Consider the following 13,479-nt stretch of genomic DNA (forward strand, 5'->3'; position numbering starts at 1 on the left):
TATAGCATTCAGTTCACTCCGATGAAACCAAACATCCACACTTTTCATCTTAAAGTTCAGAAAGTTGAGCAGATCTGTCTGTTTGAGTTGTCTTGGGGACATGGGCAAAGCCTAACAGTACAGGTCAGCTATCCTCAAGCACTGACTCAACTCTACCAAGACTGGCGGCAGACCTATCTCAACTTCTATCAATCCGATCAGCTTCGAGGACGAACAGTCGGCGGCGGCGTTGCGACGATTCACGTCGATTGGCACGCCGAACTCATCCGAGCTGAAACGAAGTTCATGTACGAATTTCATCGATGGCTTCGCAGCGCAGAACTCTACGATATTCGATCGACCATTGCCTCTGCTAGCCAAACACTGATTAAAACGAATCCAGAAAGCACAGAACCAATTCGACTCTTTCTCACCTGTGCACCCATTGCGCTCGATCGCTTTCCTTGGGAAGCTTGGGAGTTAGGCACAGAATTTGCTTCAACAGGCGCAATTCAAATCATTCGCTCCCCTCTCAACATCAGCGCACCGATTCAATCAGAATTTCCCAGTTCAGGACGAGCACGAATTCTAGCGATTCTAGGCGATGATACCGGACTGGACTTCAAAGCAGATCGAGAAGCAGTACGATCGCTCAAAAAACTCGCAGAAGTCAAATTTGTCGGTTGGCAGCCAGATAAAACTGCGTCTCAAGTGATTCAGGACATTACAAGCGCGATCTCAGACGAGCAAGGTTGGGATGTGCTGTTTTTCGCAGGTCATAGTAATGAAACGGCACTGACTGGTGGAGAACTCGGAATCGCTCCCGGTGTCTCGATTTCAATTAACGAAATCAAACCCCAACTCATGGCAGCGAAAAAGCGGGGCTTACAAGTTGCTATCTTTAACTCTTGCAGTGGGTTGAGTATTGCGGATTCGTTAATTGATCTAGGTTTTGGGCAAGTTGTCGTCATGCGCGAACCGATTCACAATCGAGTCGCCCAAGATTTTTTAGTTCATTTCTTACAAGGTTTGGGCAAAAGCTTAGATGTCTATGATTCTGTTCTAGCTGCACGGCAATTTCTCCGAATGGAAAAGAGTCATACCTATCCTTCAGCGTCCCTCGTCCCCTCTCTGTTTTGTCACCCTGGAGCAAAGCTATTTCAACTTGCACCTGTTCATTGGAAAGGTCGATTTCGCCAGCTTTTACCTACTCGTATCGAAGCGATCGTATTAGCAACAAGCATTTTTGTTAGTTTACTTGTTCCTGTACAAGATATTCTTCGAGATGGGAGGCTCTACACTCAAGCTGTTTATCGAACGCTCACTGCTCAAATCCCACTAGAAGAAGTTCCTCCCGTCGCTTTGATTCAGATAGACACAGAATCTCTAAACAAAGCAGGAATCAGCGACTTTAAACCTCTCGATCGCACCTATCTCGCTAGAATTCTCGACGCACTCCAAAAAAATAATGCTCGCGCTATTGGTTTTGACGTTCTCCTAGACGCGCCCCAAAAGACACCAGCCGAGGGCGATTCAACCCTGGGTCGCTCAGTTCGGCAAGCATTGAACAAAGGAACTTGGATTATTTTTGCAGCAATCCAAGGTGAGAATAGCAGTAATGAGATTGGCGTGAATGAACACATTGGGATTACCAGCCAGAATTGGACAATGCTCGGTAACGTTCAAGCTGATCAGCACTTTGTCGAATCTCCTCAACAACGCTGTCAGACAACTTGCCCCATGTCCTACTTACTTGCCTTAGTGCGGGCAGGATTAGATGAAGCGGACAGAATGCCAAAACCTACCCGAGATCGCGTTCTCGATTTGCGAACCCAACTGCTCGAAACCCTAAAGCAACAATCTCCCACCCAGGGTAAAATTCCAACCCTACTGAACTGGGCACGTCCATTTGAGTTAGATCCGATTATTGATTTCTCACTGCCTCGTAACACAGTCTATCAACTGATCCCTGCCCAAAAGCTACTAGATGGAAGTGCAAAACTTCCACTTCTCTCAAATCAAATTGCTTTAGTTGCTTCCGGTAGCGACGATCGCTTAGGAATGGGTAAGGCTCCTGATCGCTTTCTCGCTCCTACAGCGATGAGATATTACACAAATCAAGATTGGTTAACAGGCGGCGAATCCTTGGCCTATATGACCCATCACTGGATGCATCAACATCTAGTAATCCCCATTCCTGATCTATGGATGGTGGGAGTGGCTGTGATTTTTGGCAAGACTCTCTCTCTAATAATCAGTCGGAGATCGAGGCGATGGACTCAGGTGACTCGTTTGCAAGTGTCGGCTGCATTAGTCGGACTAATCGGGGTATATAGCTTGATTGTCCTGCAAGTTTATATCTCAGCTTTGGTGCTACTCCCCTGGTTATTACCGTCTTCGGTGTTTCTAACCTATAGTTTATCGGCAATGAAAAGGAGAAATTATGCTTAGACTTCAATCACTCTTAATCGTATCTAGCCTAGTTTTAGTCAGTGCAAGTGTTCCGATTACCATGCAGTTTTTCTCAACTGAATCTGCTGCGGCTCAGATATTTGCTTGGTTCAGACGGCAACCGAAAATTCCTCTGGCGACTCGTACTACTGGACTTTGCCCTGTCACGCCGGGATTACTGGAGAAAACCCCTAGAGTTATTAGTGATCGGCCTTTGTTCTTTTGGCAAGGAGAGGCAGTGCAGCTAACGGTTCGAGATGAAGACACTAACGAAATCGTCTGGACAACGAAGCTTGATCCGAAGATACGACAAATTGCTTATGGCGGACAGACCCCGTTGCAGCCGAACAAAGTGTATAAATGGCAAATTTTGGAGGAAAAGCCATCCGCATCTGATCTCGAAACGTGGGACGCGGTAGCGCTAGTTCGCACACCTGAGCGAGAACAACATCTAGCTAAGTTAAAGGAAATCGAGCAGACATCAAAAGGCAGTTCTTCGGAAGCGATCGTGCAAGCGAAGGTCGCCTATTTACTAGATGAGAATCGACAACTCTGGTCAGATGCAGTGCAACTCCTTTCTGAGGTCAAAAATCCCTCGCTAGAGTTTATCGAACAGCGAAAAGAATTCCTGAAAAACTTGTGCCCTAAAAATTCTAAATAGTACAGAACTGACGATGATGCGGTTAACCTGGATCCTTTCTACCCTGATGATGTTGTTCTCATCCGGATCTGCTCTTGCTCAAATTGCTCCAGATACGACCTTAGGAAGTGAACGATCTCAGTTTGTCCCAAGTAATGGTACAACCCCAGATCGCATCCAAGGCGGAGCGATTCGCGGCACAAATTTGTTTCATAGCTTTAGCGAGTTCAATATCAATCCTGGACAGCGCCTTTATTTTGCGAATCCTAGTTTCGTTCAGAATATTTTCACGCGTGTGACAGGCGGAAATACTTCAACACTCTCCGGAGTATTGGGGGTCGAAGGAGCAGCAAATCTATTTTTGTTCAATCCCAATGGGGTACTGTTTACGCAAGGGGCAGGACTCGATTTGCGCGGTTCATTGACGGTGAGTACTGCAAATGCAATTCGATTTGGCGATCGCGGTCAATTTAGTGCAACAAATCCGCAAGCTCCAGCATTGCTCAATGTGGCTCCTTCGGCTCTACTTTATACTCAAGTCGGACAGGGTGCTATCACAGTTCGGACAAGACCTTTTGCTGGACTTGAATTAGATCAAGGTCAGTCGTTGCTGCTAGTCGGGGGAAATGTCTTGTTTGAAAATGGTGGAGTCTTTGCACCAGGAGGACGGCTTGAAGTCGGTGGATTGTCAGGTATTGGAGAAATCGGGCTAAGTTCTGATTTTCAACTGAGTTATCCACAAAATGTCAGGCAGGCAGATATCACCCTGCAAGCGAGATCGCGCATTGATGGGGGTAATGGTGGTCAAATTCTTCTTACAGGGCGTAATCTGTTGCTAGATGCGCGAGATTCTGGGCCTGACTGGGCACAAATCTTTGTCTCAAGTCAAACTCAACCCGGTAGTATTACGCTCAATGCTCAAGATAGGATTGATATCATCGGCGATCGTGTGATCGATACAGTCACGCAGGGTTCGGTTGATGCCGGAAAATTGAGTTTGAACGCACGATCACTGAGTGTTCGAGAGGGTGGATCGTTTCGAGCTTTAACCTTAGGGTCAGGGCGGGGGGCTGATATTACGATCAATGCAATCGATTCGGTTGAAGTCTTTGGCACAATCGCAGAGGGACAAGCAGGCTTTGGTAGTTCTACGAAGGGGGCAGGACGAACAGGAGATTTAACCATCAATACGAATCGACTCAGCATTCGGCGAGGTGGAGTAATTGCAAACTCAGCCTTAGAATCAACTGGAGATGCAGGCAATTTAACTGTGAATGCGGATACTGTCGAAGTGGTTGGGACTGAACTGAATACGCGCCCCTATTTTAGTATTTTAAGAACTGAAACTTTTTCGCAAGGCAATGCTGGGAACTTAACCATCAATGCTCGTCGGTTTAGTCTGCGTGACGGAGGGTTAGTGTCTTCTAGAGTGTTTAATGGCGCGACAGGACGAGGAGGAGCTTTGACCGTAAATGCCTCAGAGAGTGTTGAGGTTGTTGGAGTCTCTCAGAATCTTCCATTTATAAATCCGAGTTTACTCACGGCGCAAACTGATAGTATTGGAGATGCTGGAACACTGAGAATTTCGACGAATCGTTTGAGTATTCGAGATAGTGCAGAGGTTTCAGCCCAAGCGATCGCAAAAGATGCAAATCCAGTCGGTGCAGCTGGCGATCTCTTTGTCAATGCCAATTCAGTTTTGCTAAGTAATCGATCGAGTTTGAATGTGAGCAGTCCGACTGGAAGTGCTGGTAGACTCGATATTACGGCTCAGCAGATTTTAGTCGATCAAAGTCGATTAAGTGCAGTAACGGGACTGAATCAAGGTACAGGAGCCGAGATTAGTTTACGAGGTCTAGATACTTTAGTACTCCGTCGAGGGAGCCAAATTAACGCCAGTGCGAATAATCTTGCTCAGGGGGGAAATATTAGCATTGATGCGACTGCGATCGTCGCGGTTCCCAAGGAAAATAGCGATATTCGGGCAAATGCTTTTCAAGGTCGAGGCGGCAACGTGACGATCAACACTCAAGGACTATTTGGCATCGAACCTGCTGCTGCCCCAATTGGTCAAAGCGATATTACAGCGAGCTCAGAGTTAGGTGTGCAAGGAGAGATTTCGATTACGCAGCCTGATGTTCAACCTGCACAAGGATTGCTTGAACTGCCTGTTGATCTGATCGATGCGAGTGGTCAAATTGCTCAAGTCTGTCGGCGGGGATTAATCGGTCGATCGGTCAGTCGATTCGTGGTCAGCGGAAGAGGTAGTGCGCCCCCAAATCCTATCGATTCGCTATCAGGAACAATATCTACACCGCTTGCGAATCTAGTAGACCCTTCGGTCAATCGCTCAATTGCCAAGACAGTGCCTCAACCCGTCCCTGAAATCATTGAAGCTCAAGGCTGGGTCAAAAACTCAGACGGCAAGATTGTTCTAATCGCTCAATCGTCTGAAACTGCTCTACCAAGCATTGCAACCTGTCCTCATTAGCTAGATTGCTTCTGAATTAAGGTCGATTAATCACCTACGACCTACTCCAATTGCTCAACTTCGGAACTTTGTCCTCTGTAGGTTTCAAGTTGCATAAGTCTTCAATTGTAGGAGTGATAGGCTCTTACCATAGACTTGCGTGAGCAATCGATAGTTTTGCTGCCAAAAGATGAAAAAATGAACCTGAGTTGAGTTCTGATATGAAACGAGTCGTAGAAGTGTCTATTATATGTACCGGACAATGTCGATCGCGACTGAAGGGGATTGCTCATTCGGCGAAATTCGTTGTGCTATCGAGTGCAGTCTTGCTCGCTAGTTCGATAGCACAGGCACAGATTTTGCCCGATGGGACTTTGGGGAGCGAGCGATCGCAAATTGTTCCTCGTCTTGGCGGTGGGGAGCAAATTGCAGGCGGAACAATTCGAGGCGGAAATCTGTTCCATAGCTTCAGCAGTTTTAATGTCGGAAATGGGCAGCGCGTTTACTTTGAAAATCCGACTAGTATTCAAAACATTCTCACTCGTGTCACGGGAACCACGCGCTCAGACATCAATGGCACACTTGGAGTCGATGGAACTGCGAACCTATTTCTACTCAATCCGAATGGTATTCTATTCGGACAGAATGCACGACTCGATTTGCGAGGAACATTTCTAGGAACCACTGCAAATGCGATTCGATTTGGGGATCAAGGAACCTTTAGTGCGACCTCACCACAGCCCCCTGCCTTATTAACTGTCCAGCCATCGGCATTGCTGTTTACGCAACTCAATTCAGGACAAATTACGAGTCAAGCGATCTCACCTGCTGGACAAAATGCAACCGGAAGAGACTTGTTTGGTTTGCGGGTTGCTGATGGGCAAAATCTACTGCTCATCGGTGGCGACGTTCAGATAGATGGCAACAATCAAGGAACCGGGCTCACAGCCCAAGGCGGGCGATTAGAACTTGGAGGCCTGACGACTGCCGGAGAGATTGGATTCAACTCAGCCTTTCAACTCACCTATCCTGAAACGGGTGTCAAGGCAAACGTATCGTTCTTGAATGATGCCCGTATCAGTGTTCAAGGCAAGAGCGGGATTGCAGCAATCCATGCTAACGAAGTGCTCGGAACCGATGGAAGTAGAATTCTTGCTACTGATGGAGCAATTACGATCGATGCAAATCGAGTAAGTTTCTCAGGAGTATCCCGACAGGAAGGCTTTCAATCTGGATTAGTCACCAGCTTTGTCGAAGGAGGAACCGGAAATTCCGGGGACATTACGATTAACTCCAATACTTTAACGCTGTCTGATAATGCCAGGATTGATAGCGGCGTTCTTGACGATACGCAAGGAAATGCAGGCAAAATCACGATTAATGCGCGCGATGCAATTTCGATGAATAGCAGAGCTTACATTGCTAGTGATTTAGGTAAGAATGCCATTGGGCGGGGCGGAGATATTCACATTCAAGCAGGTACAATCTCTTTTGCAAATGGTGCTCAGCTCCTCCTAGGGACACAGGGACAAGGAGATGCTGGGAACTTAGTCATCAATGCGGGGAAGATTACATTTCAAGATGCAGTGACTTCAGAATCGGGGGGATTCATATCTAGTGGAGTGATTTCTCGAACAGAAGCCGAGGCGATTGGTAATGCAGGTCAAGTTCGCATTACTACTGGAACTTTATCGTTTGTCAATGGTGGTGCTATTACAACCTCAACCCTTGGACAGGGCAATGCAGGCAATATCACGATTGAGGCACAGGGGACTGTTTCGCTACAAGGACAGCAATCTCAGATCAGTAGTTCAATTGGGAGAACAGGTGTTGGACAAGGTGGAGAGATCTTTATCCGCAGTGGATCACTCAACCTCTTCCAAGGCGCGGACATCAGTAGCACGACCAATGGACGAGGTAATGCGGGCAACATTACAATCCAGTCGGGAGCACTGCTGATGGCTCGTCCCAATTCAAGCTTCTCTGGAGCGATTAATTCCGCTTCTTCGAGAGACGGAAATGGCGGAAATATTGACCTCCAAATTCGCGATCGCTTAATTCTAGATAAAGGTCGAATCAGTAATAGTATCCTCGCTTCAGAACCTCTTGAACTAGCGGGCAAAGGGCAAGCGGGAACAATCCGGATTGTAGCAGGTTCGGTGGAACTGAGTAATGGTTCAGTCATAAGCTCCCTTTTATCGGGAATCGGGAGTGCTGGCACGATTTCCCTAGATGCACTTGAGCTCGTTCTTAAGGATGGTTCAGGAATTAGTACGCAAACGAGTGGTCAGGGCAATGCGGGAGATATTACCTTACGAGTTCGCGATCGTATTCTATTGCAGGGTATTTCTCCAGACCGCAAAGCTCCAACCTCTATCATCTCTGCAACTGGTTCAGCCGCTCAGGGGAATGCGGGTCAGATTTCACTCACGACAGATCAATTAGCAATCCGCGATGGTGCTGCAATCTTTGCATCCACTGCAGGGACAGGACGAGCAGGAGACATCCAAATTAAGGTCAAAGACTCGATTAACATTACAGGACGTGCAACTTTGGCAAGTGGTGACACTTCCCGAAGTGGAATTTTTAATGGCACATCAGGGGTTGGTGATTCTGGCAACCTTGCGATTCAAGCCGGAAATCAAATCACGCTTCGAGATGGAATCATTTCGACTATTGTTTCCCCAGGCGGTAGAGGAAATGCTGGAAATCTGGCGCTTCAAACCCAAAATTTAAATCTGTCTGAAGGGGGGCAAGTTCAAGCGTTTGTATTTCGAGCCGCAGATGGACTTCCAGCAGGGCGGGGTAACGGGGGCAACATTAAGATTCAAGCAACGAATGCAGTTCGGATTGATGGGAATAGTTCTGTTACTGGATCACCTAGCGGGATTGTAGCTGCCATGGATCAAGGAACGGTTGGAACAGCAGGTAACATCAGAATTTCAACAGGCGATCTGCAAATCAGTAATAGTGGGATCATTAATGCAGCCACACTCAGCGAAGGTCGTGCTGGAGATATTGAAATTGACGCTCAAAATTTTACTGTACTTAGCGGCGGTCAAATTGTCACAAACACAAATCGCACAGGTGATGCTGGAACCATTCGTCTCAATGTTACTGACAAAATTGTACTCTCCGGATCAGATCCCAACTACAGCGATCGCATTGCCCGTACTCAGCGATATATTGCTGCAAAAGAGCCAACCGCAACGCTTGAGAGTTTAATCCTGAGCCAGGGCGCAACCAGTGGATTATTTGCTAATACGGGCATTGGCTCAACAGGTCAAGGGGGCAGTATTTTTATCGATCCGAATCTGATCCGGATCCAGGAGGGGGCTCGAATTTTTGTAGGGAGCCAAGGCACAGGGCAAGGGGGCAATATTGATATTTCCGGCGGGACATTGATTCTCGATCGCAGCACAATCTCTTCTGAAACTGGCAGTACCAATGGGGGCGATATTACTTTACAGTTCAGCAATGCAGTAGTCTTGCGTAATGGCAGCTTGATTTCAACCGCTGCAGGGACACAATTAGCAGGGGGTAATGGGGGCAATATTCGGATTAATACCCCTTCGCTTGTGGCTCCAGCTCAAGAGAATAGTGATATTCGTGCAAATGCTTTTTCTGGGCGAGGTGGAACCGTGAAGATTAGCGCTGACACAATTTTGGGGATTGAAGCGAGATCGCGACAAACTGAGCTAAGCGATATTACTGCAAGTTCTGAATTGGGGGTGCAAGGGGAGATTACGATCGCTCAACCGAATGTTCAGCCAACTCAGGGAGTTTTAGAGCTCCCAAGTGCGACTCTTGATGCTAGTAACCAAATTGCTCAAGTTTGTCCCCGAAATCCAGAATTAGCCAAACTTGGAAAGTTCACGATAAGTGGAGCAGGAAGTTTACCACCGAATCCGATTAATTCCCTGGCTGGAAATCCAATTGTGAGCCAGCTTGCGAGTTTAGAAGGCATTCAAGCGAATCGCTCGATCTTGTATCCAATTTCCCAAGTTGCACCTGTGAACCCTTCGAGAAGCGAAGCTACTGTTGAAGCTCAAGGCTGGCTCAAAACTTCCGATGGCAAGGTTATATTAGTCGCTGACACTCCCGAAGCGACTCCACCGATGATTGCAGCTTGTCCCCATTGATGACTGAGAGGTGAGTAAAACTTGCCAATTCTACTCATCAACTGCATTAATTTTGCGGAGTGGGAGAGTGGGAAGATGAGCATCAGCGACTATGATTTCAATTTGCATAAGTCCCTAAGGCCAAGATTTAGGAACCCTTACCGTGAATTTACGCAAGCAAATGATGAATTTGCGCCGAAAGGTGAAAAAATCAAACGTAGGTTTCGGCTGTGAAGATTGGCTTTTAGTAGAGGTTTCTAGAATGAACGTCTATAATTCTCGATCGCGACGCAAGTGGCTTGTTAATCGATTCAAAGAGGGATTTCTGTGTACTGTATTACTCTTGTCAGGTGCGGTAGCACAGGCGCAGATTGTTCCAGATGGAACTTTAGGAAGTGAGCGATCGAGCATTGCTCCTCGCTTGAGTGGTGGGGATCAGATTGAAGGCGGAGCGATTCGCGGATCAAATCTATTTCATAGTTTCAGAGATTTTAATGTTGGAGAGGGTGCACGAGTTTACTTCGCGAATCCGACTGGAATTCAGAATATTCTCACTCGCGTCACAGGTAAGACAGCCTCAACGATTAATGGAACACTCGGAATCGATGGCACGGCGAATCTATTTTTGCTGAATCCGAACGGCATTCTATTTGGTCAAAATGCTCAGTTAGATTTACGAGGATCATTTATTGGAAGTACAGCTAATTCAATTGAATTCGGCACTCAAGGGGAGTTTAGCGCAACAGTCCCTGAAACTCCAGCCTTACTAACTGTTCGACCTTCTGCATTACTATTTACACAGATCAACCCAGGGACACTCGAGAATCGCGCCGTTTTAGGAGTGCGCCTAGGTCAAAATCTTACACTTGCTGGTGGTAATATTCGATTAAGCAGAGAAGGCGATCGACTTTCAATATTTAGCCCAGGTGGGCATATCGATCTTGCTGCAATTCTAGGAATTGGGGCGATCAAATTTGACGCTGAAGGTCGCCTACTTCCTAGTGCTGATGTGCCAAGGGGAGATATTTCACTCAGTAATGCTCAAGTTGCAGCGGTCGGAGACAACCAAGGAAGTGTATCAGTCTATGCTCGCGATATTGATCTATCAAACCGCAGTTTAATTTCAAGAATCGGCTTTACGAATGGAACGGATCAAGGACAAGCAGGGGACATTCTGCTAGATGCAACTGGAAATATTGTGCTATCAGGACGGAGTGTTATCAATAACAATGTCCTGTCCGGGGAAGTCGAAAACAGCGGTAATATTCGCATTAATGCTCAGTCGCTAGTTATGAGCGATCGTTCAAGGATCAACACAAATATTGCAGGTAAAGGCAATTCGGGGCGAATTTTTATTGATTTGAAAAATCAGGCTAACCTCAGTACAGAATCAGGTATCTCTAGCAATATTTCAGAGACAGGAGAGGGAAATAGCGGTGGAATTCAAGTCCGAACCGGATCACTTAAGCTAGAGGATCAATCTTTTATCGAATCTAACGAAGTCGGGCGAGGAACACCTGGAAAAATTGAAATTAGCGCCACAAATTCTATCGAATTAGAGAATCTAGCTCGCATTAAGAGTTCTACTAATTCAAGTCGCGGGGCAGATATTCAGATTGCAACAGAGCAACTCCGGTTGATGGACGATGCTGTGATCGAGTCCATTACAACTGGCTCTGGTAATAGTGGTGATCTTCGCATTACAGCAAGAGATCAACTCTTTCTTGATTCCGCAAGAATCGTTAACAGAGTTGGCACAGATCGTTCTGGTAATAGTGGGGAAACAACCATTGAGACAAATACGCTCAACATCACAAATAATGCAGTTATTGGTTCACAAACTCAGGGTCGAGGAGATTCCGGCAGGGTGAATATCAAAGCAAATATTTTGAATTTGGAAAACCTTGGGTTTATTGCAACGCAAGCTTTCAGCTCAGGTAATGCTGGAGATATCTTCATTGACGTTCGCGATCGCACTTTTATTCAAGGAGGTAGAGATAAATTCTCTCGAAACAGTGCAATTCAGACTGGAACAGCCTCAATGACAGATGCACGCTCTGGAAATATTACCTTGAAGACTGGAACTTTAGAGATGATTGATCGTGCCCAGATCCGGAGTGGTACTAGTGGAAAAGGAAATGCTGGCGATATTACGATCGAGATTCGCGATCAAGCTAGTTTTAACAATGCTTCCGTGATTAATCGTGCTGAGGCGGGAAGCACTGGAAATAGCGGCACTATAAAACTCTCGGCGAACTCACTTTTTCTCTTTAATGGAGCACAGATTGACTCTAGTACTTTTAGTGAAGGTGATTCTGGAGATATTGTCTTAAAGGTGCAAGATCGCATTTTAATTAATGGATTCATTCCTGATCCAAATACGCCTGAAGGTGCTCGGTCTAGCACCATTTTTACAGAAGTGTACGAAGGTGCAAAGGGAAACAGCGGAAGAATTGACATCAACACTGGGTCATTGGTAATCACCAATGGAGGACAAATCGATGCAAAAGTTCGCGGAACTGGCAACTCAGGCGACATCAAAATCATTGCTCGCGATCGCATTATTCTAGATGGGGAACGCTCTGATGGAACCCTCAGTAGTCGCATCATCAATAGCTTGAATACAAGAGAAGCTGTTGGAAAAGGGGGAGATATTCAGATCGAGACAGGTCGCCTTGCAATCACGAATGGAGCACAGATTCTTACAAATACACTTGGACAGGGAAATGCAGGTAATGTCTCGATCAAAGCCGATCAAATTGCGATCAATGGATTTAGATTGAATACCGATGCTCCCAGTCGTCCCGGCATTGTTTTCATCTATTCAAGTGGGATTTACAGCAGCATTGAAGATACTGCCGTCGGTAAAGCAGGCAATATTAGTATTGATACTGGTTCGCTCTCCATCTCAAATAATGGGTTACTTACCGTTGAGACGTTAGGAAGAGGCGATGCTGGAACAATCGATATTAAAGCTCAGTCTGTTTTACTAAATCGAGGAAGTATTCTCGCAAACAGCACAACTCCAACAGGCGAAGCGGGCGATATTCGAGTGGAAGCAGATATCTTGCGGCTTGCAGATCGAAGCAGGATTATCTCTGAAACTAAGTCGGGTCGAGGAGGTGATGTCGATATTACTGTAAACCAAGCGCTAATTTTAAGAGAACGAAGCCGCATTTCTACTACCGCAGGGCTAGAAGGTACTGGAGGAGATGGTGGTAATATTTTGATTAATGCAGCTAAAGGATTTATCGTTGCTCCTGCTAGGGAGAACAGTAACATTAGTGCGAATGCTTATACCGGAAGGGGAGGAACAGTGCAGATCAGCACTCAAGGTATTTTCGGCATTCAAGCGAGATCGCAAGTCACTCCTGAAAGCGATATTACAGCATCGTCTCAACTTGGAGTGCAAGGAACAGTGTCGATCGCACAACCCGAAGTCCAACCGACTCGAGGTGTAACAGAACTTCCCGTTGATATCTTAGATGCAAGTAATCAAATCGCTCAGGTCTGCCCACGCGGTAGTAATTTAGGGCGTTTTGTCGTTAGCGGGAAAGGAAGCGCCCCACCCAATCCAATTGATTCTTTACCTGGCACTTCTATTCCCATCACGCTTGCCACTTTAGAAAGTACTCCACCCAATCAATCGATAGCTAATACCATCCCTAAAGTCACCTCTCCACCCATCATCGAAGCCCAAAGCTGGGTCAAAACCCACGATGGCAAAGTCATTTTAGTTGCCCACACTCCCGAAACAACTCCACCCGTTATCGCATCCTGCCCAACCCCTAAATCATAAGGATCTCCTCAATGAAACG

Annotated in this window: 4 protein-coding genes and 1 pseudogene; all 5 read left to right on the plus strand. The window is 46.4% G+C overall.

The annotated features are described in order from the left end of the window. The first annotated feature begins 21 nt into the window (after window positions 1–21). The 5 genes and pseudogenes from ACMUEV_RS20485 to ACMUEV_RS20505 all read left to right on the plus strand — a co-directional run bounded on the left by ACMUEV_RS20485 (window position 22) and on the right by ACMUEV_RS20505 (window position 13,460). The gene (locus tag ACMUEV_RS20485; RefSeq protein WP_190652496.1) at window positions 22–2,430 is read left to right on the plus strand and encodes a CHASE2 domain-containing protein; all 2,409 of its coding nucleotides are present in this window, start codon (window positions 22–24) and stop codon (window positions 2,428–2,430) included. Continuing rightward, on the plus strand, window positions 2,423–3,091 hold the full coding sequence (locus ACMUEV_RS20490; RefSeq protein WP_190652495.1) for a hypothetical protein: 669 nt from the start codon (window positions 2,423–2,425) through the stop codon (window positions 3,089–3,091). The genes ACMUEV_RS20485 and ACMUEV_RS20490 overlap by 8 nt, the downstream gene beginning before the upstream one ends. 49 nt (window positions 3,092–3,140) lie before the next feature. Then, window positions 3,141–3,845, plus strand: a pseudogene (locus ACMUEV_RS20495) (filamentous hemagglutinin N-terminal domain-containing protein); the annotation flags it as partial. A gap of 1,934 nt (window positions 3,846–5,779) precedes the next feature. Then, the gene (locus tag ACMUEV_RS20500; RefSeq protein WP_199329639.1) at window positions 5,780–9,682 is read left to right on the plus strand and encodes a filamentous hemagglutinin N-terminal domain-containing protein; all 3,903 of its coding nucleotides are present in this window, start codon (window positions 5,780–5,782) and stop codon (window positions 9,680–9,682) included. A gap of 241 nt (window positions 9,683–9,923) precedes the next feature. After that, on the plus strand, window positions 9,924–13,460 hold the full coding sequence (locus ACMUEV_RS20505; RefSeq protein WP_190652492.1) for a filamentous hemagglutinin N-terminal domain-containing protein: 3,537 nt from the start codon (window positions 9,924–9,926) through the stop codon (window positions 13,458–13,460). Window positions 13,461–13,479 lie beyond the last annotated feature (19 nt).

Source organism: Leptolyngbya sp. FACHB-1624, from assembly GCF_047649235.1.
In the GTDB taxonomy this organism is placed as follows: domain Bacteria; phylum Cyanobacteriota; class Cyanobacteriia; order Leptolyngbyales; family Leptolyngbyaceae; genus Leptolyngbya; species Leptolyngbya boryana.

Bases quoted from the DNA above. Each gene is read 5' to 3' on its own strand.
- ACMUEV_RS20490 (WP_190652495.1), top strand. From the start codon at position 2,423: ATGCTTAGACTTCAATCACTCTTAATCGTATCTAGCCTAGTTTTAGTC.
- ACMUEV_RS20505 (WP_190652492.1), top strand. From the start codon at position 9,924: ATGAACGTCTATAATTCTCGATCGCGACGCAAGTGGCTTGTTAATCGA.
- ACMUEV_RS20485 (WP_190652496.1), top strand. From the start codon at position 22: ATGAAACCAAACATCCACACTTTTCATCTTAAAGTTCAGAAAGTTGAG.